Genomic DNA, 22,880 nt, shown 5'->3' on the forward strand with positions numbered 1-22,880 from the left:
TCCTGCGAAAATTCACTGGAAAGCAGTGGAAATGGCCGGAACAGGAAGGTCCGGGCGACCGGGTCAGCCGCCAAAGGCTCGCCATCCGGCGACCGCCGCGCGCGAAGCGTCGCCCTGGGCAAGCGCGAGGGCGTCGGCCGCCTGAAGAAGGCGGCGTTGCGCTTCGACCACTTCGGCCAGCGAGACATGCCCCGCCCGATAGGCGCGGCCGACCGCATCGCTGGCTGCGGTCGCAAGCCGGAGTTCGTCGGCGTGAAGGGCTTCGCGCTCCTTCGCGGTTCGCCAGCCGACCACTGCGCGTTCGACATCCTCGGCGGCGCGAAGCGCGGCGTTGCGGAATTGGGCTATCGCCTCCCTCTCCGCCCCTCTCGCATGGCCTATTTCGGCGTCCACCCTGCCGAAGTCGAAGAGCCGCCAGCGCAGGCCCAGCCCGCCCTGCAGGACGCTGGCCGGTCCGGTGAACAGCTTGCCCGCGTCATTGCCCTGAAAGCCCAGCAGGCCGGACAGGGTGAATTTCGGATAATATTCCGCCAGCGCGACGCCCAGTTGCGCATGGCTGGCCGCGACGCGCCGCTCGGCGGCGATCAGGTCCGGCCTGCGCCGGAGCAGATCGGCGGGAAGGCCCATGGCCGCGAAGCCGGAAACGGGCACCGGGGCGGGAACCGCGAGCCTTCCGGCGATACTTTCCGGCATGCCGCCGACAAGCACGGCAAGGCGCGCCAGTTGCGCCTGCACGGCCTGATCCCATTCGGGAATGACGGCGCGGATCGCGGCCGTGGAGGCGCGCGCCTGATCCAGTTCGAAGCGCGGAACGGCGCCATGGGAGAAGCGATCGCGGGCGATATTTTCGAGGCTTTCGGCCGCCGCCGCCTGATCCATGGCGATGGCGCGCCTTTTCTGGGCGGACCGGAGGAGGATATAGGCGTCGCTGATTTCAGCGGCGACGGTGACGCGGGCGGCCTGGCTATCGGCTACCGCCGCTTCCAGCCCCGCGACCGCCGCCTCGCGCCCGCGTTTCAGGCCCCCGGCGAGATCGAGTTCCCAGCTCGCGCCGCCGGTCAGTTCGAAACTGTCCTGCGTGCGGTCGAAGTCGGGGATATAATTGCCGATCTGCCCCAGTCCGGACCGCAGCGACTGGCGCGTGCGGACCGCCGAGCCGTTCAGCGAGCCTGACGGCATCTGCGCCGCCCGCGCTCCTCCGGCGGCGGCACGCGCCTGGTCGACCCTGGCCAGCGCCGCCTCCACGTCGAAGCTGCCCTGAAGACCGCGAGCGACCAGATCGTCCAGCAACGGGTCGCCGAAATCCTGCCACCACGGCCTGCCGCTCGGTCGGGCAGCTTCTGGAGCATTGTGAAAGGATGCGGGCAGCGGCGCGGCAGGCCGCTTATACTCCGTGCCCACCGTGCATCCGCCGAGGAGCAGCAAGCCCATGATGCCGAGTTGCGCTCTCACAGATTCTCTCCGCTGCGGGCCAGCAGGAGGTAGACGACCGGCGTCGCCACCCGCGAAAGCAGCGTGGACGCGATCAACCCGCCGATGATCGCTATCGCCATCGGGCCGTATAGTCCCGATCCGCCGAGCGCCAGCGGCAGAAGTCCGCCAATGGCCGTCACCGACGTCAGCAGCACGGGCAGGAAGCGCATCTCGCCCGCCCGCTCTATCGCCTCACGCATGCCGATCCCCTCCCCGCGCAACTGTTCGGTGAAATCCACCAGCAGGATCGAATTCTTGATCTCTATGCCGATCAGCGCGATCAGTCCGATCATGGCCGTGAAGCTGAGCGAATGGCCCGTCAGCCACAGCGCGGCGACCGCGCCGAGCAGGCCGAGCGGGATGATGCTGGCCACCACCGCGACCAGCCTGAAGCGGCCGAATTCCATGACCAGCACGGCCAATATGCCAAGGAAGGCGACGATCGCCGCCGTCATCATGCCCGCATTGCCGCTGGCCTGCTCCTCCGCTTCGCCGCCAAGCCCAATGCTGTAGCCTGCGGGCAGGCTCACGGCCTGACGCACCCGGTCCAGCGCGGCCTGTGTCACCGTTCCCGTCAGGTGGCCGGCCTTGACATAGGCGGTCAGGGTGACGGACCGTTCCCGGTCATAGCGTTCGATGCGCGCCGGTCCCGTTTCCAGACTGGGGTTGGCAAGGGCGCGGAGCGGCACCGCCTGGCCCCCGATCGAGGGCACATAGATATGGTCGAGCACCTCGACCGCGTTGCGGTCCGCCATGGGCAGGCGAACGCGCACCGGATAATCGTCGCCGTCCGCATCGCGGAGATTGCCCGACACTTCGCCGTCCAGCGCAAGGCGCACGGCCTGCCGGGCCGCGCCCGCCTGGACGCCCAGCACGGCCGCCTTCGCATCGTCTATTCCCAAGGTCAGGTCGGCGCGGTCCTGGCGGAGCGGATTGTCGATGTCGCGAATGCCCGGCGTTTTGGCCATGGCGGCCTCCGCCTGCTTCGCCAGACTGCTCAGGGTGGTCAGATCCTCGCCCGCGATGCGTATCTCTATCGGGGCGGTGACCGGGGGGCCCTGAACGAAGCCGAGGACGGTGATGCGCGCCCCCGGAAAGGCGGCGAATTCGCGCCGAAGGTCCGAAAGAAGCGGGGCGGAGTGGGCCGATTGCCCGTCGCGCAACGACACGGCGACTTCGGCAAAGGCCGGGTCGGGATCATGCTGGGGGATATTATAATAGATTTGCGGATTGCCGCGCCCCAGATTGGCGGCGAACCAGTCGACCTCCGGCGCCTTGGCGAGCCGCCGTTCGACATGGCCGAGCACCTTCTCCGTCGCGGGCAGGGAAGCCCCCCTCGGCAGTTCGACGCGGATCAGGAATTGCGGCGTGTCGGCGGGCGGGAACAAGCTGGTGCCGATGGCCGCCATCAGCGGCGCGATGAGCAGGCAGAGCGCCCCCAATATGGCGATAGCCCGGCCGGGCCGGTCGAGCGCGCGGTGCAGCAGCGGCGCGTAGAAGCGATGGATGCCGCCCTCGATCATCCGGAGGATGCGGTTGCCCTCCTTATCCTCATGGACGGGCAGCACGCGGCTGGCGACGAAGGGAATGATGGTGAGCGCGATGACGAAGGATGCGGCGACCGTGGCGATCACGCTGACCGGAAGGGAGCGGATGAACGCGCCCGACGCTTCCGGCAGGGCCAGCAGGGGCAGGAAAGCCAGAAGCAGGCAGGCCGTGCAGCCCGCGACGGCCAGCAATATCTGCCTGCTGCCCTCTATGGCGGCGGTGACGCGATCCTCGCCGGATCGCTGGCGGCGGGTGATATTCTCGACGACCACGACGCTGTCGTCCACCAGCAGCCCCAGCGAAAGCACGAAGCCGCTGATCGAAAGCTGGTCCAGCCCAAATCCCAGCGCCTGAAGGATGGCAAGGCCCGTGAGCAACGAAAGCGGGATGGCGAACATCACCACCCCGGCGGCGCGCAGGCCAAGGGGAAGCAAGGTGATGGCGACGATGGCCAGCGCCAGCAGGAAATCCTGGAAAAGCCCGTTCAGCCGCCGCTCCACATTCTGTGCCTGGAAAAAGCCATATTCCAGCTTCACGCCGCCGGGCACCATGCGTTCGAAACGCGCCAGCTTCGTCTGGATCGCCTGCGTCAGCAGGCCGACATCGACGCCGTCCTTGGCCGTCGCGGTCAGCAGAAGGGCGCGCCTGCCGTCGAAGCGGGTGACATGCTCCGCTTCCCGGCTCGCCCATTCGACCTGCGCGAGGTCGCCGACGCGGGCGACGGTTCCATCGCGGGAAAGGACAGGAACCCGCCGCACGTCATCCAGCGAATGAAAGGCGCCGCCGGTCCGGACGATCAGGCGGCGCTGCCCCGCATTGACCGATCCGACCGGCGCTTCGTCGCTCGCCCGGCCAAGCGCGTCGACCACCAGCGAGGCAGGCAGGCGCAATTCCGCCAGACGCCCCAGATCGAGCGACACGCGCACTTCGCTTGACGGCGCTCCCCAATATTCCGCCCGCCGGACGCCGGGGATGCGGGCAATATCCTCCCTTATGTCGTCGGCGAATTTCTCCAGCCTGCGCATCGGCAGCCGGTCGCTGACCAAAGCGGCCTGAAAGATCACCGTCTCGCTGGTCCGGGCGCGGATCACGTCCAGCCGGGTGACGCCGTTGGGCAGCCTGGGCCGCAGGGCCGTGACTTCCCGCACGACCTCGTCATATTTGCGCTCGGCATTGCTGGACCAGTCGAATTCGACCTGAATCGTCGCCGCGCCGTCGGTCGCGTTCGCCTTGACGTCCTTCAGGTCGTCTATGCCGTAGAGCATGTCCTCGACCGGCTTGATCACCAGTTGTTCGAGGTCGGCGGGCGTGGCGCCCGGCATGGCGATGCGGATGCTCATGCCCGGAACCGGAAATTGCGGGTCTTCCGACCGCGCCACGCTGAACCAGGATGCGATGCCGATGGCAAGGGCGAAGCCGACCAGAACCAGGGTCAGTCGGCTTCGGCGGATGAGGAATGCGGCCGGGTTGAAGCCCATGGTTCAGTTCCCGCTCGCCACCAGCACGGGGTCGCCATCCTTCAGATAGCCCGCGCCCGCCGTCACCACGCGCGCGCCGGGGGAAAGTCCGGCGACTATGGCATTGTCGGCTTCGAACCGGACCAGCCGGGCAGGGAGAAATTTGGCCCGCCTGCCCGCCGCGATGGTGAAGACCCCGCCCGTATCGCCTGAACGGGGCACGAAAGCCTCGGCGGGGACGGCGGTCAGGGCCGACTGGGCAGGCGTGCCGGTGGGCAGGAAACGGACGGCGGCGATGGCGCCGCTCTGCGCGGCGGCGTGGGGCGGCAATTGCACCTCTACCGTGCGGGTGCCCGTCGCGCCGCTGACGAGCGGCTGGCTGCGCGCCACGCGTCCGGAAAGCGGCGGGCGCCCTTCGAAACGGACCTCCGCCGGAGCGCCCATTGCGATCCGGTCCGCATCCTGCGCGGGGAGCGGCACCCGGACGATGAGCGGGCTGTCCTGATCCGCGACCCGCAGGATTGCCTGACCGGCGCTGACCGTCTCCCCCACCTGCGACAGGCGTTCCAGCACCACGCCGGAAAAGGGCGAAGCGAGCGTAGTCGACCGCTGGTCGTAGCGTGCAGCCGCCACTGCTGCCCTCGCCTGTTCGACCGTGTCGCGCTGGTCCTGAACCGCCGCCGACGCGACGGACCCGGTTTCGGACAGCGCCTCAAGCCGTTCCAGCGTGCGCGTCGTGCGCGCCAGTTCCGCATTGCGCGAGGCAAGCTGTTCCCGCAGGTCGATCCCGGCGATCTGCGCCAGCGGCTGACCCGTGCCGACGCGGCTGCCGACGTCGACCGTCAGGCGGGAAAGGACGCCGCCGACGCGGAACGACAGGGTGGATTGCCGCTCATATGCGACCGTGCCGGAGCCGCCGATGCTCTGCGGCTTGGAGGCAGGTAAGGCGGCGACGACACGGACCGGCGTGGCGGCCGGTTCCGTGTCGTCACCCTGCGCGCCGCCGCAGCCCCACAGCGGCAGGGCCATGAGGCAAATCGCCAGAGGCACGAGCCAACGGACACGCAGATTGAAGGCCAATGGACCAAAGGGGGGGGAAAAGGTCATCGAGCCACTTCAATAGGGGGAAGGCAGCTTAGAAACGGAAAGAGAGGGCGAGACCGGCGATGGCCTGAAGTTTCGAACCCTCGTCGACGATGGGGCTGTCCTTCGCGTCGCCGACATAATAGTTCGCCCCGGCGCGCGCGATCAGGCCCCAGCGCGGACTGAACTGATATCCCACGGTTGCGCCCGCGCCGACATCGCGGATGCCGCCGCCGGGCCGGTAGGCGGGAAGCCCCGACCGCAGCGATTCATCGGCGGTGACGCCGAAATAGCTGCGCATATATTTGCCGTCGCCATAGTTGGTCTGCGCATCGACATTCACGAAGACGCGGCGGCTGCGATAGGCGGCGTAGGAAATTTGCCCGGTCGCGACCACGCCGTCATGGCCGTTGTTGACGTCCTTCAGCACCGTCAGGTCGACGGTCACTTCGCCCTGGCCCTTTTCATCGCCGCCGAAGCGATAGCCGACGAAGCCGCCGACCTCGATCGCCTGTCCCACATCGTCCAGCAGCTTCACCCGGTCGTCGCCGTCAGCCGAACTGTTCCGCTTGAAGCGAAGGTTGATGGCCGGGCCGACCTGGAGCGGGCTGTCGCCCAGCAGGTCGAGGCGGGCGCGCAGGCCGCGAAGTTCGAATTCCATCCCCTTCCAGCGCACGTCGGCGATGCCGAACGGGATGAGCTGATAGCTTTTCGCGCCGTCATAGGCGGGCGTGACGCCGGGGCCGAGCGCGATGAAGCCCGAAACGCCCTCGCCTCCCTCGCCGTCCAGCGCCTCCTGCGCGGCGGCGGGCGTGGCGGTGACGGTCAGCAGAGCCAGCAGGGGCCGGATCAATGATTGTTTCATGCGTGATCTCCTGGGCGACGGTGGTTTTCCGCCGGTTGGACATCGGGCTAAAAGAGGGCGTCCGCTCGCCGCAAAGCGTTTTTCGCGGTTGCACAATTTGCCGCGTAAATTTACACTGTACGCATCACTATGGACGACTCACGATGCGCGAATTCGCGAAATGGCATGGCGATGAATGGGTGCGGCGGCAGGGCCTGTTGGCGGGAATCGCGCTGCTGTTCGCGGTGACGCTGGCATGGCTGGGCGCTTTCGGTTCCAGCGAATTCGAACCGTTCGCGCGTATCGGCTACTGGACCGTCATCTTCATGGCGCAATATGCGCTAGCCGTCGTCACCATGCCGCTGCTGCGGGTCTGGCCCCTGTTGAGCGCGCGCACCATGGGACAGCGCGTCGCGATAGGCGCGGCGATCACGTCCGTCCCGATGTTCTTCGTCACCGCCGCCGCATCCATGTCGGTGGGAACATGGACGCCGGTTCCCAGCGAGATATTCCAACTGATCGTCGCGATCTGGATCATCGGCGGCGCCTATCTGTTCCTTTGGGAAAAGCTGTCTTCCAGGCCATATCCTGCGCCGATCAGGCCGGGCACGGCGGAATCCTTCCGCGCGATGGAGCAGCCCCAAGTCGATAGCGCGCCGATCCAGGGCCTGCTGCTGAACAGATTGCCGCCGGAACTGGGGCGAGAGATTATTTGCCTGGGGAATGAGGATCATTATGTCCGCGTGCACACAGCGGTCGGCAACACGCTGATCCTCATGCGTTTTGCCGACGCTTTGGGCGGGGTCTCGGCTATCGATGGACAGCGGGTCCATCGCTCTTGGTGGGTGTCGCGCAGCGCCGTGGTCCGGCTGGAACGGTCTGGACGAACGGCCCGGCTGGAATTGCGCAACGGCCTGAGCGTGCCTGTATCGCGCCCCTATCTCGACCAGGCGAAGAGCCTTTGGGGTGCGATTGAAGGGATTGCCGTAGCGTAAGCCGCGTATGGCCTTTATGAAACGTCATGCTGAACTTGTTTCAGCATCCATCTCTCCCCATGAGCGGAAGGTGCTTAGAGGCACGATGGATGCTGAAACAAGTTCAGCATGACGGTGGATATGGGGCGATAACTTGGCCCGATAGGCCCGATTATTTCGCCTTGACGGTAGCGCGCGCGAAGCGTTCCTTGAAATCCGGGAGCGTCAGGGTGAAAACATCCTCCGCCCCGAATGCCGCGTCGGTGTCGGCGGGTTTCTCATGCTCCTTATACAAAGCGGGATAGCTCGGCATACGGTCCGACGAGGTGTGGAAATAGGTGGAGTAGGTCGATACGCCCACTGTCGGCACCGCACCGGAGAAATCGAACTTCATCAGCCGTAACCATCCATCGCCCAGCGCCGCTTTCGGAGCATTCGGCGCAATCATCGGCAAGATCTGGCCGCGATCCTGATAGTCCGCCAATATCTGGTAGACTTCATGGCCAAAGGCGTTCTTGTCGACGGCGTGCGATTGTCCATGCTGATGACCGCTCAGGACCATGAAGATCTGATCGTTTTGGGCGATGAACTTTTCCCACAATAGCTGCGGCGAATTATGCTCCTTGTGGACGGCATGGAAATCCACGGCCGGGATCGGCTTGCGCTCTCCCGCAATGTTGAGGTGATCGTGGATGGAAATGATCGTCGGCAGGCCCGGATGCGCCTTCAGCACGCCCTGCGCCCATTGGATCACGTCATCTTCCGGCGCCATTTCCAGCCCGATATGCAGGAAGCGATAGCCGCTCGCCTCGAAAATCTGGGCGCTGTTGGCGCCTCCGTTGAAGGAGGCAACATACCAGGGCTTGCCCTTGAAGAAGGAGGAATCGCTGCCGAAGACGGAACGGAAATTGTCCAGCCCGCCATAATGGAGCATGCCGTATCGCATCGGATCGTCGCCCTTCATCGTCGCGGGCCAGCGCGAATCCGACCATACGGCGTCATAGTCGTGATTGCCCGGCACGACCGAGAAGGGCAGCTTTCCGGCCAATATGCTGTAGCCCGCACGCGCCGTCGGCATCTCCACGGTCAGGGTGCGCGGTTCGGGCTTCAGATAATTGCCGAAGACCGGGTTGGGGATCGCCTTCAGCCCCTTCGCCACATGTTCGGCGTCCATCGACCGGCTGCCATGCTGCCACACGTCCCCGACGGAGGTCGCGAATGCGATGTCGCCGCCGGCTGAACGAGCGTTGCGGGCAATAAATTCCATCTGGTCGATGAAAATTTCCCTGGCGTCGATGGGGAAACCCGCCTCGCTCTGATGGCTATAGTCCAGATAATTTTGCGTGTCGGGAATGACCGCAATGGTGAAGCTTTGATCGGAGCCCTTCGCCATGCCGGGCGCGGCCATCGCAAGAAGCGAGGCCGCGGTGGCAAGGAGGAGATGGTTCGGTTTCATATACAAACCTCGAAATGATAATGGTTACCAGGCGAAGCGCGCACCTGCGCCGAATGTGCGCGGAGCGCCCACCAGCCGCGAAGGACCGGCGATATCGACATAATAGCGCTTGTCCGTGACGTTTCTGGCATAGGCATAGACCGAAATCCCGCTGGCGGCATTTTGCAGTTCCAGACGCAGGTTCAGAAGCGTGTAAGCCGCCGCTTTCGCCGACAGGGAATTGTCGAGGCGCTTATATTCGCTGCCCTTGTAGGTGACGTCCACGCTCGACCGCAAGCGCCAGTCGGGCGTCATGGAAAAACTGTGGGCAAGACGCACATGGCCCGACGCCTTCGGTGCGGCGGGCAGATTATTGCCGAGGTTCAGCGTCACCAGAACCGGGTTGCTGGATTCGAACTTGGTGATCTCGCTGTCGAGGAAGGTCGCGCCGGCATCGAACGTCAGTTGCTGCGTTTCCGTCCGCACCAGATTGAGCGTCCCGGTGACATCCACGCCCTTCAGCTTGGCCGCCGCGATGTTGGTGCGGACGTTGCCGTTCGGCGTCGAAGTGCTCGATTGCAGATTCTTGAAGGAATAATGGAAGCCGTCGATCGACAGGTTGAACAGGTTCGATGCCGGGAACCATTTGATGCCGCCTTCGAAGGAATCCACCGTTTCCGACTTGAAGGACAAAGCTTCGGGGGCGGAAAAGATGCTCGTCCCGTCGAAGCCGCCCGCCTTGTAGCCACGGCCATAAGCGCCGTAGATCGACAGCGACCGGGTCAGGTCGAACTTGGCCGATGCGCGGCCCGACAGATTGTCGTCGTCGAAATCATTGTCGAAGAAGACGGGCAGCGGCAGGCCGACGCCCAGCGAGATGCCATAGGGATTGGCGTCGATGGTCGATCCGAAATAATTGGACGATTCCGTAGTATAGCGCAGGCCGCCGGTCAGCGTCAGCCGGTCGAACAAGCGCCAGTCGATCTGGCCGAATATCGCGAAACTGTCGCGCTTCTGATGATAGTCCGTCTCGATCTGCGTGAACCGGCTGTCTTCGTAGAAGAGCGTCGTGCCGAAATCGGTCTTGTCCTTCAGATAATAGGCGCCGACCACCCAATTGAAACGGCCATCCTTGGCGTTGGACAGGCGCGCTTCCAGCGAGGTCTGCTTGACCTGATCGGTGAAGATGAACTGGTTGATGCGCAAGGGGGCGCCCGGCGCGCCGTCCAGCGTGCGGTCGGATTCCTCATGTCCCGCCACCAGATCGAGCCGGAGCGCGTCGCCCAGCTTCTTGGTCAGCGTGCCGCTGATGCCGAACAGGTCGGTTTTCCGGCGCGGATAGCGGTTGGCATAGAAGGTGAAGGGATCATTGTCGGGTTCCAGCCAGCCGCCATTGCTGACGCCCGCGACGGAATCCTGCGGCTGGCTTTCCGAACGGTCGCGGCTGCCCCACAATTTCAGCGTCAGGTCGCCCCCATCGGTCTCCGCCCGCAGGGTGGCGCGGCCCGCCCACAGGTTGCGGTCGCCATAATTGTCGCGAACGCCCGGATCGGGCAGCGCGGGCACCTGCGGCCGCATCTGCGTACCCGCGGCGGGACCGGCGCCCTTGCCGTCCATGAAGCCGCCGCCCTGGTCCGTCAGCACGGCCAGACGAAGGCCGATCCGGTCGCTGAGCGGCGCGCTGACGGCGCCTTCGGCCCGGAAACGATTGTAGCTGGCATAGTCCGCCTGCACATAGCCGTCGAACTTGCCGTCCGGACCGCGCGTGATCAGGTTGACGACGCCCGCCGTGCTGTTGCGGCCGTACAGCGTGCCCTGCGGCCCCTTCAAAACCTCTACCCGTTCGATGTCGAAGAAGGGCACGGAAAGGAAGACGTTGGAGCTTTGATAGATATTGTCGACATGGAAGGCGACGGAGGGGCTGCCGTTGGGCCGGTAATCGTCCTGCCCGCCGACGCCGCGAATGCTGACGGTGGTGGACGCGACGCCGCCGAAGTTGGAGGTGATGCTCATGCCCGCGACCTGCGACGTCAGGTCTTCGAAATTGGACACGCCATTGTCGGCGATCTGGGCGCCGGTCACGACGTTGATCGCGGCGGGAATGTCCGCCAGGCGCGTCTCGCGTTTCTGCGCGGTGACGATGATTTCGCTGCCGCCCCCATCGCGAACCTGTGCGACAGCAATCCCCGGCGCCAGAAGCGCTATCGCGCTCCCGACCTTGAATAAGCTTTTCATGGCTATAGAACTCCCTGATCCGATTCGAATTGGACCGGTGTCTAAAAATGGGTTGTTACGCCCGTGTGACAAGGAAGAGCATGTAGTGCGAGAAGCGGTAGCGACAATTGGAAAGCGCGAGCGAACCCGGCGCCATATCTATGACTGCGCGCTCAAACTCTTTGGGCACAAAGGTTATGTGGCGACGACGGTCGGCGACATCTGCGCCGAAGCATCGGTATCGCGCGCAACATTTTTCATCCATTTCTCCGAAAAGGCGGCCCTGGTCGGCGAAGCCAGCCTGCAAATGGGAGAGGCGTGGGAAATCCATGCAAACACGCTCGGCGACATTCCGGCGGTAGAGCTGCTGCGGCACTTCATCGACTTCGTCTTCGACAATATGGTGACGCCGGAGATCGCCGCCCCGATGATGGACGATTTCCGCCAGACCTTTGGCGGCAACATGGCGCCGGGCATCGGCATCGGCACCATGCATCATCATGGAAGCCTGATCATCGCGCGGGCGCAGAAGGATGGAACCATTACGCCGCTCACCACGCCCGACATACTCGCCCATCATACCATCCGTCTCGTCTGTCTCTATCGCGTCTTCACGGTGGGCACCCATGAAGAGACGAAGGCTTTGCTGTGGCAATTATTCTATTCGGGCGCAGGACTGACGGACGCGGCCTGAAAAGGGATATAGTCTTTTCGCATGACTTTGGATGGCGTTTGGACTAGCCGCTTCGCGATGACGTTCGCGCGCGATCTTGTACGGGAACATAGGTGGCTGGCATTCATGCTGGTCGCCTGCGTCCTGTTCGCCAGGGTCGTCATTCCGTCCGGCTTCATGCCGGTGACGACCGGCAAGCATATCGTCGTTCAGATCTGCAACGGCACGGGACCGGCGACCGTGACGATGACCATCCCCGGCGTGCCGACCCCGCATGACGCGCAAAAGGGCAAGGCCGAAAGCCCCTGCGCCTTTTCCGGTCTGGGGGCGCCTTTCCTGTCGGGCGCCGACCCAGCACTACTGGCCGGGGCGATATTGTTCCTTGTCGCCATGGGCCTGCGCGCTGCCCGGCCGCTCGCCCTCTCCTCCATCGATCATCTGCGGCCGCCATTGCGCGGCCCGCCCGTCACCGCCTGATCCTTCGCCACTGACGTGAACGACGCCGTTCGGCCCGCCGGTCATCGACCGGGGCGCGAGCGATGCGGGTCGGCGCATGCCGTCCCTTCAAGGAAATCAGAATGATCACGGATTATATCGCGCAAAGGCCGCTCCAGGCCATTGCAATGCTGCTGTTGCCGTCCGCCGCCACCGGTTACGCGCAGGCGGCGGATGACGCGCCCGGTAAAGAACGAAAGTCCGACATAGTGGTGACGGCACCCTATGGGGAGCCGACGACATCCAGCGCGACCAAAACCGGCCAGCCGATCCTGCTGACGCCGCAGTCGGTGCAGGTCATCCCGCGGCAGGTGCTGCTGGACCAGAACGCCATCACCCTGACCGACGCGGTCCGCAACGTTGCGGGCGTCTCATCCGACTTCGGGTTCAACGGGTCGACCGAACCGCTGCTGATCTTGCGCGGCTTTCCATCGACATCGATGACAGCCGCCGGTTCGATGACCGGCACGTCGACCTATTATCTGGACGGCATGCGGGTGAAGGGCCTGCCGGTCAACCTCGCCAATGTCGAGGCGGTCGAGGTGATCAAGGGGCCGGACAGCGTCATGTTCGGCCGGTCCGAGCCGGGCGGCGTGGTCAATGTCCGCTACCGGCCGCTGACCGCCCGGCCCAGTTTCGATTTCGAACAGACGGTCGGTCAATATGATCTGTTCCGCACCTCCGGCTATGCCAGCGGAGCGCTGGACGGCGGGGGGAAGCTACTGGGGGGGATTTCGGCATCCTATCAGAATGCGGGATCGTTCCGGGACTATGTCGTGGACCGGCTGGGATCGGTCAATGCGTCCTTCGCCTGGTTGCCGGGCGGCGGTACGCGGGTCGGCCTGACCGTCGATTATACCGATCACCGCTATCGCAACGATTACGGCATTCCCGCAGAGGGGGGCCGTCCGGCGCACGTTCCGCGCTCCACCGCCTATAATGACGCGCCCGTCCTGTCCCGCAGCGAATCCCGCTCCGTTCGCCTGGATGTCGCCCAGCGGCTGGGCGCTGGATGGCGGATCAAGCTGCGCGGCGTCCATCTGCGCGCCGACACGCGGGACGTGGACGTCATGCCCTACCGGCGCGACATCGCGACGGGCGAGGATTGCCTGGCGACCAGAGGGCAGCTTTGCCGCAACTATTATTATATGCGGCCCGACGGCCGGTATAAGATCGACCAGTTCACCGCAGACGTGACGGGCACAGTGGAAACCGGCCCCCTCTCCCACAAGATCGCCTTCGGTTTCGAATATTATCGCGACGACAAGAGCGGCACGACCTATTTGCAGCGGCTGGCGCCGGTGGATGTCCGCAATCCGGTGCTGGGCCTCACGCCGCCGCTGGATGTCGCCACGGCCATCCCCCTGGAGAGGGCGGATCATAATCGCTGGTACAGCGTCTATGGCGAGGACCAGATCGACTTTGGCGGCGGCTTCCATGCGGTCCTGGCCCTGCGTCAGGACTGGACCAGCGCGATCTACGCGCGACCGGGAACGGCGCCCAACAAGGCCGGTTTCCTTGCCCCCCGCGTCGGATTCGTGTGGGAAGCGGCGTCCGGCCATGTTTTCTACGGCCAGTTCCAGCGCTCGCTCGCCGCCAATAACGGCCGCAATTTCGACGGCACGCCGCTCCCTCCGGAAAAGTCGCGGCAATATGAGATAGGCTATAAATATCAAAGCGCGAACGGGAAGCTGACCGCAACGCTCGCCGCCTTCGATCTGGTGAAGACCAACCGCGCCGACTATTCGCTGTTTCCGATCATCCAGACCATCGGACGCGCCCGGTCACGCGGCATCGAATTCGACATGATCGGCGACCTGACGCCCAAATTGTCGATTATCGGCGCCTACGCCTATACCGTGGCCAAGGTCGACGAAAGCTCCGTCGGCAACGACCTGCGCCTCGCCAATGCGCCCACCCATGCCGCCAGCCTTTCGGCGCGCTATTCTATCATCGCCAATGGGTTGATCGGCGGGGGCGTCTATTATCAGGGCGCGCGCTTCGGTGATATCGGCAACAGCTTCATCCTGCCCGCCTATGTCCGGGTCGACGCCATGGCCGCCTATCGCTTCCGTCTGGGCGGATCGACCGCGACGGCGCAGATCAACCTGAAGAATATGTTCGACAAACGCTATTATACCGGCAGCCATCAGTTCGTGCAGGACTGGATCCAGATCGGCCAGCCGCGGACGCTGTCGGCCACGCTCCGGCTGGAGATTTAGCGAAGGATGTCGGTCGGACCCATCCTATTCCTCCCCATCGAGAGATGGGGAGGGGGACCGCGCGAAGCGTGGTGGAGGGGAATGGGGCACGACCTCCGAATTTCCCCTCCACCACTCGCTTCGCGAGCGGTCCCCCTCCCCACGCTTCGCGCAGGGAGGATTTAAGCGTCCTGCGTTTCCGGAAGGCCGAGCGAAGCGTCTTGCGAGGCGGCCCGTTCATAGGTCGTCGGGCCGCTATAGACCTCCTCACGATTATGGTGGGTATGGATCGCGGCCGCGATGGTGGCGGCGCGCAGGGCCGGGTTGCGGCGCTCCCGCCAGCGGCGGAACCTGTTCGCGGCGGCGATGAACGGGAGCACGAGCGATGTCCAGTTCCAACCCACACCCAATTGTTCGGCAAGTTCTCCGCCATGCAGGCGACGCAGCGTCGCAGCCGCCAGTTTGCGCGCCAAGGCAGGCGAAACGCCAAGGCCCGGCGCCAGCAGATCGCTCAGCGCGTCGAGCATGGCCGCCGTCAGCCTGCGCGAATCGGCATTGGGCTGCCCTTCCTCCGCATGAATGGCGTCGAGCAGCCGCTTCGCGCTCCGCTGATCGGTGATGGCGCGCACGATGGCGTCATCTATGCCCAATATATGCGCCGCCACCTGCCAGAGATGATAGAGGTCGGCCAGTTCCGCTTCCGTGAAGTCGACGCCCAGATTGCCGAACGCGCCGAACGGCACATAGGTGAAGTCCAGCCAGGTGCGGATCATGTCGAACTGGTTGATCGGAAGGCCCAGTTCTTCGGTATTCCAGCCCTTTTTCAATAGGCCATGGCGCACGCGGGCATGCAGCAAACGGACTTGAAGATTGTGCACATAACCGTCATGGCCCGGCAGCAATCCGTCGGGAAGCGCGGTGGCGATGTTCCAGGAACCGGTTTCCAGCAACCGGCGGCGGGCCATGCGCGTCAGGTTGGCGGTATCGACCAGGACGCGGGCGATGGAGGGGGAACTGTAGGTATGGGTCAGGGAACCGGGGCCGAGCGCGAGTCCAAGCCAGGTCGTGCCGATCGCCAGATAGGCGTCCGATCCGCGTTTCAACCGTTCGCGATCCGCCCAGTCCAGCCGCTGGGCATCCTCGATCAACGCCCTCGCCGCCGGGGGCGTGTCTGCTTCGACGCCATGCCGCACGGCGCGATCCAGCAGCATATTGCCCTGCGCGCCCGCAGCCGTCGCTTCGGCGATGGCCGCGTCGGCCAGCGCATCGCTCACCTGCCGCAACGCCGCCAGATCCGTCCATTCCTCCGTCACGCTTCCCGACATTGCTGGACACTCCATCGCTGATAAGTTATGAGACACATGTACCATATCATCGCACAAGACAGGAACGTCAAGTGGCCAGCCTGAACAAAATGGATGCGCGGCAGATTAAATCGCGGAATGCGCTGTTCGACGCGCTGGACGCGATGCTGGGCGAACGCCGCTATTCCGACCTCACCATCCTGGACCTGGTGGAGCGCGCAGGCGTCGGCAGGCAGACATTCTATCGCCATTTCGAGAGCATCGATGCCATGCTCCAGGAAAAGCTGCGCCTCGATCTGGAGGAGCAGAGGGCCATCGCCGAAGCGACCATGGCCGATGGCGAACTGTGGAGCTGGATAGAGCGTCTCGCCACCTTCGCCTTCGAACGGGCCGGGCAGCAGCCGCAACTCTACCGGCTGATCCTGAGCGGAGAGGCAGGGGACAAGGCTCTGCGGCTGTTCCGCATGCAGATCGCGCATATGATGGCGGCGGTTTCGCGGCGATGGCCCGCCTCCGCCCTTGACGGCCATAACGCGACATTCGTTCAGAGCTTCCATGCGGGCGGCATCAGCGCGCTTCTTCTTTCATGGCTGGAGTCCGGCGATCCCCCGCCGCCCGCCGAAATGGGCCGGATGTTCGTCCGCCTGATCCATCCGGAGGAATTCCACGCCGGATAGACGCTTCATCCCAATTGCGCCCTGGCGATCCGGGCCAGTTCGGGGAACAGCTTGGCGCGGGTCTCGGCCTGGGCCGAACTCGCCGTCCCGCGGATCACCCGCCCCTTGATGCCATGGAAGATCGCCGCCAGCCGGAAGAAGTTGAACGCCACGTAGAAACGATAATCGGGGATGGAGGCGCGGCCGGTCCTCGCGCAATAGGCGGCGATATAATCCTCCTCCGCAGGGATGTTCAGCGCCTTCAGATCGGCCCCCGCCAGACCCGCGACGATGTGCGGCGGCATGTGGTACATCATCGCATGATAGGCAAAATCGGCCAGCGGATGGCCCAGCGTCGACAATTCCCAATCCAGCACCGCCAGCACGCGGGGTTCCGTCGGGTGGAAGATCATGTTGTCGATGCGGAAATCGCCATGGACGATGGCGGTCTCGTCCCCCGCCGGGATGTTCGCTTGCAGCCAGTCGATCACATGATCCATGTCCGGATCGCGCCCCGCCTCTACATCGTCATGATATTGCCGGGACCAACGGCCGATCTGCCGTTCGAAATAGTTGCCGGGCTTGCCATAGTCGCCCAGCCCCACGGCCTGATAATCGACATTGTGCAGCGCGGCCATGGTCGCGTTCATCGCGTCGAAATAGGCGGGCCGCTCGTCCGTCGACACGTCCGGAACGGTCGCGTCCCAGAAGATGCGCCCCTCCACCATGTCCATGACATAGAACCAGGTGCCGATGACCGCATCGTCGGTGCACAATCCATGGACATGGGCGACCGGAAAGCCCGCCTTCTCCAGGCCGGTCAGCACCTTCGCCTCGCGCTCCACCGCATGGGCGCCCTTCAGCAACTGGCCCGGCGGCTTGCGGCGCAGCACATAGGATCGGCCCGGCGTCACCAGCTTGTAGGTCGGGTTGGATTGCCCGCCCTTGAACTGCTCGACGGACAGCGGCCCGGCATAGCCGGACACGTTCGCCTCCATCCAGCGCGCCAGAGCGCCCTCGTCGAAGGCGAATCCGGCGCGGACCTGGGTGGTGCCGCTATTTTCCCCCTGGCCGACTCCCGTGCTCATCCGGCATGCGCCTTGCCATGGTCGCGCTTGATCTTCTTGGCGAGCGACCATTTATGGACCTCTGTCGGGCCGTCATAGATGCGGAAGGCGCGCACTTCGCGGAACACCTGCTCCACGATGGTGTCGCCCGAAACGCCCATGCCGCCCATCACCTGCACGCAGCGGTCGGCGATGCGGAACAGCGCCTCCGACACGGCGACCTTCGCCATGGAGCTTTCCACCGTGCCCAGCGATCCGCTGTCCAGAACGGACGCGCACCAGTCGATCATCAGTTCGCACTGTTGCAGGTCGATCATATTTTCGGCCAACATGAAGCCGACGCCCTCATGGTCAATCAGCTTCTTCCCGAACGCCTCGCGACGGCAGGCATAATCGCTGGCGATCTCCTGAGCGCGGATCGCCGCGCCCAGCCAGCGCATGCAGTGCGACAGCCGCGCCGGGCTGAGGCGAACCTGCGCATATTGGAAGCCCTCTCCGCTCGCGCCCAGCATCTGGCTGGCGGGCACGCGCAGATTGTCGATGACGACGATGGAATGGCCGCCCGGCATGGAACTGTCGATGGTGTCCAGCACCCGCTCTATGCGGATCGCCGGATCGGGCAGGTCGACCAGGAACATGCAGGCGCCGTCCTGCGACTTCGCCATGACGATGCCCACCTTCGCGCCCGCCGCGCCGGTGATGAAGGCCTTGCGCCCGTTGATCACCCAATGGTTGCCGTCCAGCCGGCAGGTGGTCTGCATCATCGACGGGTCGGAACCCGCGCCATTCTCCGCCGCCGGTTCGGTCATGAAGAAGGCCGACCGGCTTTCCCCGCTGACGAGCTGCTCCAGGAAGCGGGCCTTCTGCTCGGGCGATCCCACCTTGCCGATCAGATACATATTGCCCTCATCGGGCGCCATGGTGTTGACCGCCAGCGGCCCCAGCGGCGACAGGCCCGACTTGATCAGCACGATCGCGGTCTCCCGCTGGTTCAGGTGCGATCCGTCGGGCAGGATGTGCGGGGTCAGCACGCCCGCCGCCTTCGCCTTGGCCCGCATTTCCTGGACCAGTTCGTCGGTGGGGCCGTGCGACGTCGCCCGCTCGTCCTTCTCATAGGGGATCACGGTTTCGCGGACGAAGGCCTCCACCTTGGCGGCGATCGCTTGGGCACGCTCGGTCATGCGGTGGCTCCTGTCAAAGCGTGCTGGTAAGGTGGCCGCCATCGGCGACGATCACCGATCCGGTCATGAAGGAAGAGGCATCGGACGCAAGCAGCAGCAACGGCCCGTCCAGTTCACGCGGTTCGCCCAGACGGCGCTGCGGCACCCGGCGCAGCATCGCCGCGCCTGCCTCCGTTTCCCAGAAGTCACGGTTTATGTCGGTCGCGATATAGCCGGGACAGATGCAGTTCACCCGCACGCCGAAGCGCGCCAGTTCCAGCGCGGCGACCTTGGTCAATTGGATGGTCGCCGCCTTGGACACGGCATAGGTCGACACGCGGGAACCCTGGCGCAAACCCAGGATCGAAGCGATATTGATGATCGACCCGCCCCGGCCATGCGCCCTCATCGCCCGCGCCGCCGACTGGCTGAGCAGGAACATGCCCTTGGCGTTGGTGTCGAGCACCCGGTCCCAATCCTCCTCGCTCTGGTCGAGGAAGGGTTTGTCCGCCGCGACCCCGGCATTGTTGACGAGGATGTCGACCTCCGCCAGCAGCGGCTCGACCGAAGCGATGCTGGCGGCGCTGGAGACGTCGAGCGCGACGGTCTCGCACGTTCCGCCGCTGGCCCGAATCCGTTCCGCCACACCGGCCAGCGCGTCGACGCGGCGGGCCGCGACGATCACCTTCGCCCCCGCGCCCGCCAATGTTTCGGCGAAATGCGCGCCCAGTCCCCCGGAAGCGCCGGTCACGAAGGCGGTCTTGCCCGCCAGGTTGAACAGATCAGCCAATATTCTCTCCCACGATCGAGGCCGCCCGGATCATGCCGTCCTTCAGCGCGCCTGGTTTGAAAACCCGTTATTTCCCTAGCGTCAAATCGGATCCCAGGCAAAGATGTCGCTTGACCGGGCCAGATCGTGGAAGCTCGGCTTGAAGGCGGGCAGCAATTCGTCGGCGATGGAATCCGGCGTCCATCCCTCGGCGCGGTGCATCGACCGGACGGGGCGCGGTACGGAGAAGAGGAATATCTCATTCTTCCTGACGCAGAAGATCTGGCCGCTGACTTCCTTTGACCGGTCGGAGGCCAGGAAAACCGCCAGCGGCGCGATCTTGTCCGCCGACATGGTTTTCAGCCTTTCCACCCGCTCGATCTCGGCTTCGGTCTGGGCCGGGATGGATGCGGTCAGGCGGCTCCAGGCGAAGGGCGCGATGCAGTTCGACGTCACGCCGAAACGCTGCATGTCCAGAGCGATGGAGTTGGACAGGCCCACGACGCCCATCTTCGCGGCGGAATAGTTCGCCTGGCCGAAATTGCCGATCAGGCCGGACGTCGACGTGAAGTGGACGAAATTGCCATGGCCCTGTTCCTTGAACACCAGCGCTGCCGCCTTCGACACATAATAATAGCCGTTGAGGTTGACGCGGATGCTGTCTTCCCAATCCGACCGGCTCATCTTGTGGAAGATGCGGTCGCGCAGCACGCCCGCATTGTTGACGACGCTGTCGATCTTCCCGAAGGCGCGAAGGGCATCCTCGATGATCGATTCCGCGCCGAGCGGATCGGAGATATCCGCGCCGTTCACGATGGCCTTGCCGCCCTTCGACTTGATGATTTCGACGACCTCGCCAGCAGGCCCGGCATCGGCGCCTTCGCCGCTTTCGGATGCGCCCAGATCGTTGACCACGACCGACGCGCCCTCAGCCGCCGCCAGCAAGGCGATTTCACGCCCGATCCCGCGTCCCGCTCCGGTCACGGCGACCACTTTTCCTTCCAGCATGCCCATCGAATCGAAACTCCCGTCAAATTTCCTCCTGAATATTGCCGATGGCGCGAATATTCAATATAGAGAAGAAAATCATTCATCATATAGAATGATGCCACATGATTCTCAGATGGGAATGGAGAGGTCCGGATATGAATTTCAGCACGATCCTCTACGAGAAGGCGGACGGCGTTCTGACCGTGACGCTGAACCGTCCGGAAAAGCTCAACGCCTATAATCACCTGATGATGACGGAACTGATCCAGGCGTTCGACGCGGCCGATGCCGACGACGATGTGAAGGTGGTGATCGTGACGGGCGCGGGTCGCGCCTTTTGCGCGGGCGCGGACATTTCCGGCGGTTCGGAGACTTTCAACTTCGACAAGCGGGCGGACAAGACCGCGCTGGGATCGCCCGTGCGGGAGGATGGCTCCATCGACTACAGCCACGCCGCGGTCCGGGACAATGGGGGCAAGGTGTCGCTGCGCGTCTTCAACTGCCTGAAGCCGGTGATCGCCGCCATCAACGGGTCGGCGGTCGGGATCGGCATCACCATGGCGCTTCCCATGGACATGCGCCTGGCGTCGACCAACGCGAAGATAGGCTTTCCCTTCACGCTGCGCGGCATCGTTCCCGAAGCGGCTTCCTCCTGGTTCCTGCCCCGCATCGTGGGGATCGGCACGGCGCTGGAATGGTGCATGACCGGCAAGATACTGACCGCCGACGAAGCGCTGGAGGCGGGCCTGTTGCGGTCGATTCACGCGCCGGAGGATTTGCTGCCAGCGGCCAGGGCGCTCGCCGCGGATATCGCGAAGGCGGCGCCGGTGTCAGTCACATTGACGCGCCAGATGCTTTGGCGCGGGCTGACCATGGCCGAACCGATGGACGCGCACCGCATCGACAGCCGCGGCGTCTATGCGCGTGGACGCATGCAGGACACGAAGGAAGGCGTCACCGCCTTTCTGGAGAAACGGCCGGCGGCTTTTTCCGACCGGGTCTCCAGCGACATGCCGGACTTTTTCCCGTGGTGGGACGAGCGAAGCTATAGTTGATCCCCACGCGGATCGTCCGGCCACCAGAGACAATGCGAAATCGAGGGTGCGAATGCAGAGCGGAATATTGAGTGAAGGTGCCTATCTGGACCATGGTTCGCTGGGGGTGCGTGTGCGTCGTGCGGCTGGGTTGCTGACCGCGTCCGGCGTACAGCCGGGAGACACGGTGGCCCTGCTGCTGCGCAACAGCGTGACCGCGATCGAGGCGACGCTGGCCGCCCAGCATATCGGCGCCTATCCGGTCCCGGTGAACTGGCACTTCACCGCCCAGGAGATCGCCTATGTCCTCCAGGATTGCGGCGCCCGCGTGCTGGTCACCCATGCCGACCTGCTGGAGAAGCTGACCGATCCGCTGCCGGAGGGCATGGCGGTCTTCACGGTGGGACAGGCAACGCCTCAGCCAGATTGGGACAACTCAGTCACGGCAAGCGAACCGATGCCCGGCGACCCGCATCCGGTGGTCGCGAGCATGATCTACACCTCCGGCACGTCGGGTCGGCCCAAGGGCGTCCGCCGCGCCCCCGCCACGCCGGAACAGGCCGAGACCGTCGCCCGGATCAGGGACCGGCTCTACGCCCCGATGGCGGGCATGCGCACGCTGATCACAGCGCCCCTCTACCACACAGCGCCCGTCCTCTTCGCCTCCTTCACCTCGCGCCGCGACGGGCTGCTGGTGCTGGAGACCCGGTTCGACGCTGAACGCACCCTCCAGCTTATCGAGCAGCATCGCATCACGCATCTCTATGCGGTGCCGACCATGTTCGTGCGCCTGCTCGCCCTGCCCGACGAAGTGCGCAGCCGCTACGATCTCTCCTCCCTGCGCTGGGTGCTGCATGCCGGCGCGCCCTGCCCGCCCGACGTCAAGAAGGCGATGATCGACTGGTGGGGCCCTGTCATATCCGAATATTACGGATCGACGGAGATGGGTCCGCTGACCTTCTGCACCGCGCAGGAGTGGCTGGAAAATCCCGGCAGCGTCGGCAAGCCGCTGCCCGGCGTCACGATCGAGATACGCGACGAGGCGGGGCAGCCCTGCCCCACCGGCGTTCCGGGCGACGTCATATTGGTGGAGAGCGGCCAGCCCGACTTCACCTATCATGGCGACGACGCCAAGCGGCAGGCGCTGGCGACCGGTCACGGGCTGGTCACGGGCGACATGGGCTATCTGGACGAGGCAGGCCGCCTGTTCATCTGCGACCGGCGCACCGACATGATCATTTCGGGCGGCGTCAACATCTACCCGGCGGAGATAGAGGCGGCGCTGATCGGCTTTCCGGGCATAGAGGATTGCGCGGTCATCGGCCTGCCCAACGCGGAGTTCGGGGAGGAGGTCGTCGCCGTCATCCAGGCCCCGACCCTGAAGGACAGCCTGCCCGAAGCCGACATCCAGACCTTCCTGCGCCAGTCCATCGCTGGCTATAAGGTGCCCCGCAGCATCATCGCCGTCGACGCCCTCCCGCGCGACGATAGCGGCAAAATCTT

The 22,880-nt window shown here is 64.7% G+C and carries 18 protein-coding genes; 7 read left to right on the top strand and 11 right to left on the bottom strand.

Annotated features, from left to right (window positions below; genetic code table 11):
• Nucleotides 1-63: 63 nt before the first annotated feature.
• From BV95_RS18495 to BV95_RS18510, 4 genes are all read right to left on the bottom strand, one after another.
• Nucleotides 64-1,452 (bottom strand): efflux transporter outer membrane subunit, encoded by a 1,389-nt coding sequence (locus tag BV95_RS18495; RefSeq protein ID WP_234703241.1) that lies wholly within the window; start codon nucleotides 1,450-1,452, stop codon nucleotides 64-66.
• Nucleotides 1,449-4,499: an efflux RND transporter permease subunit gene (locus BV95_RS18500; RefSeq protein WP_037455567.1), complete on the bottom strand. Its 3,051-nt coding sequence runs from the start codon at nucleotides 4,497-4,499 to the stop codon at nucleotides 1,449-1,451. The genes BV95_RS18495 and BV95_RS18500 overlap by 4 nt, the downstream gene beginning before the upstream one ends.
• A gap of 3 nt (nucleotides 4,500-4,502) precedes the next feature.
• On the bottom strand, nucleotides 4,503-5,507 hold the full coding sequence (locus BV95_RS18505; protein ID WP_234703242.1) for an efflux RND transporter periplasmic adaptor subunit: 1,005 nt from the start codon (nucleotides 5,505-5,507) through the stop codon (nucleotides 4,503-4,505).
• Between the two features lie 106 nt (nucleotides 5,508-5,613).
• Nucleotides 5,614-6,426: a MipA/OmpV family protein gene (locus BV95_RS18510; RefSeq protein ID WP_037455573.1), complete on the bottom strand. Its 813-nt coding sequence runs from the start codon at nucleotides 6,424-6,426 to the stop codon at nucleotides 5,614-5,616.
• Between the two features lie 143 nt (nucleotides 6,427-6,569).
• Here BV95_RS18510 and BV95_RS18515 point away from each other — a divergent pair, with 143 nt between their 5' ends.
• Nucleotides 6,570-7,400, top strand: a complete 831-nt coding sequence (locus BV95_RS18515; RefSeq protein WP_037455576.1) for a LytTR family DNA-binding domain-containing protein — start codon at nucleotides 6,570-6,572, stop codon at nucleotides 7,398-7,400.
• 151 nt (nucleotides 7,401-7,551) lie between these two features.
• Here BV95_RS18515 and BV95_RS18520 read toward each other — a convergent pair whose 3' ends face one another.
• Both BV95_RS18520 and BV95_RS18525 read right to left on the bottom strand, forming a co-directional pair.
• A complete protein-coding gene (locus tag BV95_RS18520; protein ID WP_037455579.1) occupies nucleotides 7,552-8,835 on the bottom strand; it encodes a metallophosphoesterase family protein in 1,284 nt (427 codons plus the stop codon).
• A 24-nt stretch (nucleotides 8,836-8,859) separates the two neighbouring features.
• Complete coding sequence (locus BV95_RS18525) at nucleotides 8,860-11,049, bottom strand: TonB-dependent receptor (protein ID WP_037455582.1); 2,190 nt, start codon at nucleotides 11,047-11,049, stop codon at nucleotides 8,860-8,862.
• Here BV95_RS18525 and BV95_RS22805 point away from each other — a divergent pair.
• The 3 genes from BV95_RS22805 (at nucleotide 11,033) to BV95_RS18540 (ending at nucleotide 14,418) form a co-directional block, all read left to right on the top strand.
• Nucleotides 11,033-11,722, top strand: coding sequence for a TetR/AcrR family transcriptional regulator (locus BV95_RS22805; RefSeq protein WP_214442616.1), 690 nt, complete (start codon nucleotides 11,033-11,035; stop codon nucleotides 11,720-11,722). The genes BV95_RS18525 and BV95_RS22805 overlap by 17 nt on opposite strands.
• 57 nt (nucleotides 11,723-11,779) lie before the next feature.
• Nucleotides 11,780-12,178, top strand: a complete 399-nt coding sequence (locus BV95_RS18535; RefSeq protein ID WP_234703243.1) for a hypothetical protein — start codon at nucleotides 11,780-11,782, stop codon at nucleotides 12,176-12,178.
• Nucleotides 12,179-12,279: 101 nt separating this feature from the next.
• Entirely contained in the window at nucleotides 12,280-14,418 is a 2,139-nt protein-coding gene (locus BV95_RS18540; RefSeq protein WP_037455584.1) for a TonB-dependent siderophore receptor, read from the top strand.
• Between the two features lie 161 nt (nucleotides 14,419-14,579).
• On the opposite strand, the gene BV95_RS22810 is transcribed toward BV95_RS18540, so the two are convergent.
• Nucleotides 14,580-15,722, bottom strand: coding sequence for an oxygenase MpaB family protein (locus BV95_RS22810; RefSeq protein WP_051749883.1), 1,143 nt, complete (start codon nucleotides 15,720-15,722; stop codon nucleotides 14,580-14,582).
• A gap of 71 nt (nucleotides 15,723-15,793) precedes the next feature.
• Here BV95_RS22810 and BV95_RS22815 point away from each other — a divergent pair, with 71 nt between their 5' ends.
• Nucleotides 15,794-16,378 carry a TetR/AcrR family transcriptional regulator gene (locus tag BV95_RS22815; RefSeq protein ID WP_051749884.1) on the top strand — a complete coding sequence of 195 codons (585 nt, stop codon included), beginning with the start codon at nucleotides 15,794-15,796 and terminating at the stop codon, nucleotides 16,376-16,378.
• A 5-nt stretch (nucleotides 16,379-16,383) separates the two neighbouring features.
• On the opposite strand, the gene BV95_RS18555 is transcribed toward BV95_RS22815, so the two are convergent.
• From BV95_RS18555 to BV95_RS18570, 4 genes are all read right to left on the bottom strand, one after another.
• Entirely contained in the window at nucleotides 16,384-17,445 is a 1,062-nt protein-coding gene (locus BV95_RS18555; protein WP_037455587.1) for a phosphotransferase, read from the bottom strand.
• Nucleotides 17,442-18,605 carry an acyl-CoA dehydrogenase family protein gene (locus BV95_RS18560; RefSeq protein ID WP_037455590.1) on the bottom strand — a complete coding sequence of 388 codons (1,164 nt, stop codon included), beginning with the start codon at nucleotides 18,603-18,605 and terminating at the stop codon, nucleotides 17,442-17,444. The genes BV95_RS18555 and BV95_RS18560 overlap by 4 nt, the downstream gene beginning before the upstream one ends.
• A 13-nt stretch (nucleotides 18,606-18,618) precedes the next feature.
• Entirely contained in the window at nucleotides 18,619-19,374 is a 756-nt protein-coding gene (locus tag BV95_RS18565) for an SDR family NAD(P)-dependent oxidoreductase (RefSeq protein ID WP_037455593.1), read from the bottom strand.
• Nucleotides 19,375-19,455: 81 nt separating this feature from the next.
• Nucleotides 19,456-20,367 (bottom strand): SDR family NAD(P)-dependent oxidoreductase, encoded by a 912-nt coding sequence (locus tag BV95_RS18570; RefSeq protein WP_081873451.1) that lies wholly within the window; start codon nucleotides 20,365-20,367, stop codon nucleotides 19,456-19,458.
• 131 nt (nucleotides 20,368-20,498) lie between these two features.
• Here BV95_RS18570 and BV95_RS18575 point away from each other — a divergent pair, with 131 nt between their 5' ends.
• Both BV95_RS18575 and BV95_RS18580 read left to right on the top strand, forming a co-directional pair.
• Complete coding sequence (locus BV95_RS18575; protein ID WP_037455596.1) at nucleotides 20,499-21,398, top strand: crotonase/enoyl-CoA hydratase family protein; 900 nt, start codon at nucleotides 20,499-20,501, stop codon at nucleotides 21,396-21,398.
• A 67-nt stretch (nucleotides 21,399-21,465) separates the two neighbouring features.
• On the top strand, nucleotides 21,466-22,880 hold a 1,415-nt coding region (locus BV95_RS18580), incomplete at its 3' end, for an AMP-binding protein (RefSeq protein WP_234703244.1).

It is taken from the genome of Sphingobium chlorophenolicum (assembly GCF_000722875.1).
GTDB classification, from domain to species: domain Bacteria; phylum Pseudomonadota; class Alphaproteobacteria; order Sphingomonadales; family Sphingomonadaceae; genus Sphingobium; species Sphingobium chlorophenolicum.

What these genes read in the sequence shown, in the direction of transcription:
- BV95_RS18560 (WP_037455590.1), bottom strand. Translation starts at nt 18,605, where the DNA reads ATGACCGAGCGTGCCCAAGCGATCGCCGCCAAGGTGGAGGCCTTCGTC.
- BV95_RS22810 (WP_051749883.1), bottom strand. Translation starts at nt 15,722, where the DNA reads ATGTCGGGAAGCGTGACGGAGGAATGGACGGATCTGGCGGCGTTGCGG.
- BV95_RS18510 (WP_037455573.1), bottom strand. Translation starts at nt 6,426, where the DNA reads ATGAAACAATCATTGATCCGGCCCCTGCTGGCTCTGCTGACCGTCACC.
- BV95_RS18525 (WP_037455582.1), bottom strand. Translation starts at nt 11,049, where the DNA reads ATGAAAAGCTTATTCAAGGTCGGGAGCGCGATAGCGCTTCTGGCGCCG.
- BV95_RS18555 (WP_037455587.1), bottom strand. Translation starts at nt 17,445, where the DNA reads ATGAGCACGGGAGTCGGCCAGGGGGAAAATAGCGGCACCACCCAGGTC.
- BV95_RS18570 (WP_081873451.1), bottom strand. Translation starts at nt 20,367, where the DNA reads ATGGGCATGCTGGAAGGAAAAGTGGTCGCCGTGACCGGAGCGGGACGC.
- BV95_RS18520 (WP_037455579.1), bottom strand. Translation starts at nt 8,835, where the DNA reads ATGAAACCGAACCATCTCCTCCTTGCCACCGCGGCCTCGCTTCTTGCG.
- BV95_RS18540 (WP_037455584.1), top strand. Translation starts at nt 12,280, where the DNA reads ATGATCACGGATTATATCGCGCAAAGGCCGCTCCAGGCCATTGCAATG.
- BV95_RS18575 (WP_037455596.1), top strand. Translation starts at nt 20,499, where the DNA reads ATGAATTTCAGCACGATCCTCTACGAGAAGGCGGACGGCGTTCTGACC.
- BV95_RS18500 (WP_037455567.1), bottom strand. Translation starts at nt 4,499, where the DNA reads ATGGGCTTCAACCCGGCCGCATTCCTCATCCGCCGAAGCCGACTGACC.
- BV95_RS18515 (WP_037455576.1), top strand. Translation starts at nt 6,570, where the DNA reads ATGCGCGAATTCGCGAAATGGCATGGCGATGAATGGGTGCGGCGGCAG.
- BV95_RS18535 (WP_234703243.1), top strand. Translation starts at nt 11,780, where the DNA reads ATGACGTTCGCGCGCGATCTTGTACGGGAACATAGGTGGCTGGCATTC.
- BV95_RS18505 (WP_234703242.1), bottom strand. Translation starts at nt 5,507, where the DNA reads ATGGCCCTGCCGCTGTGGGGCTGCGGCGGCGCGCAGGGTGACGACACG.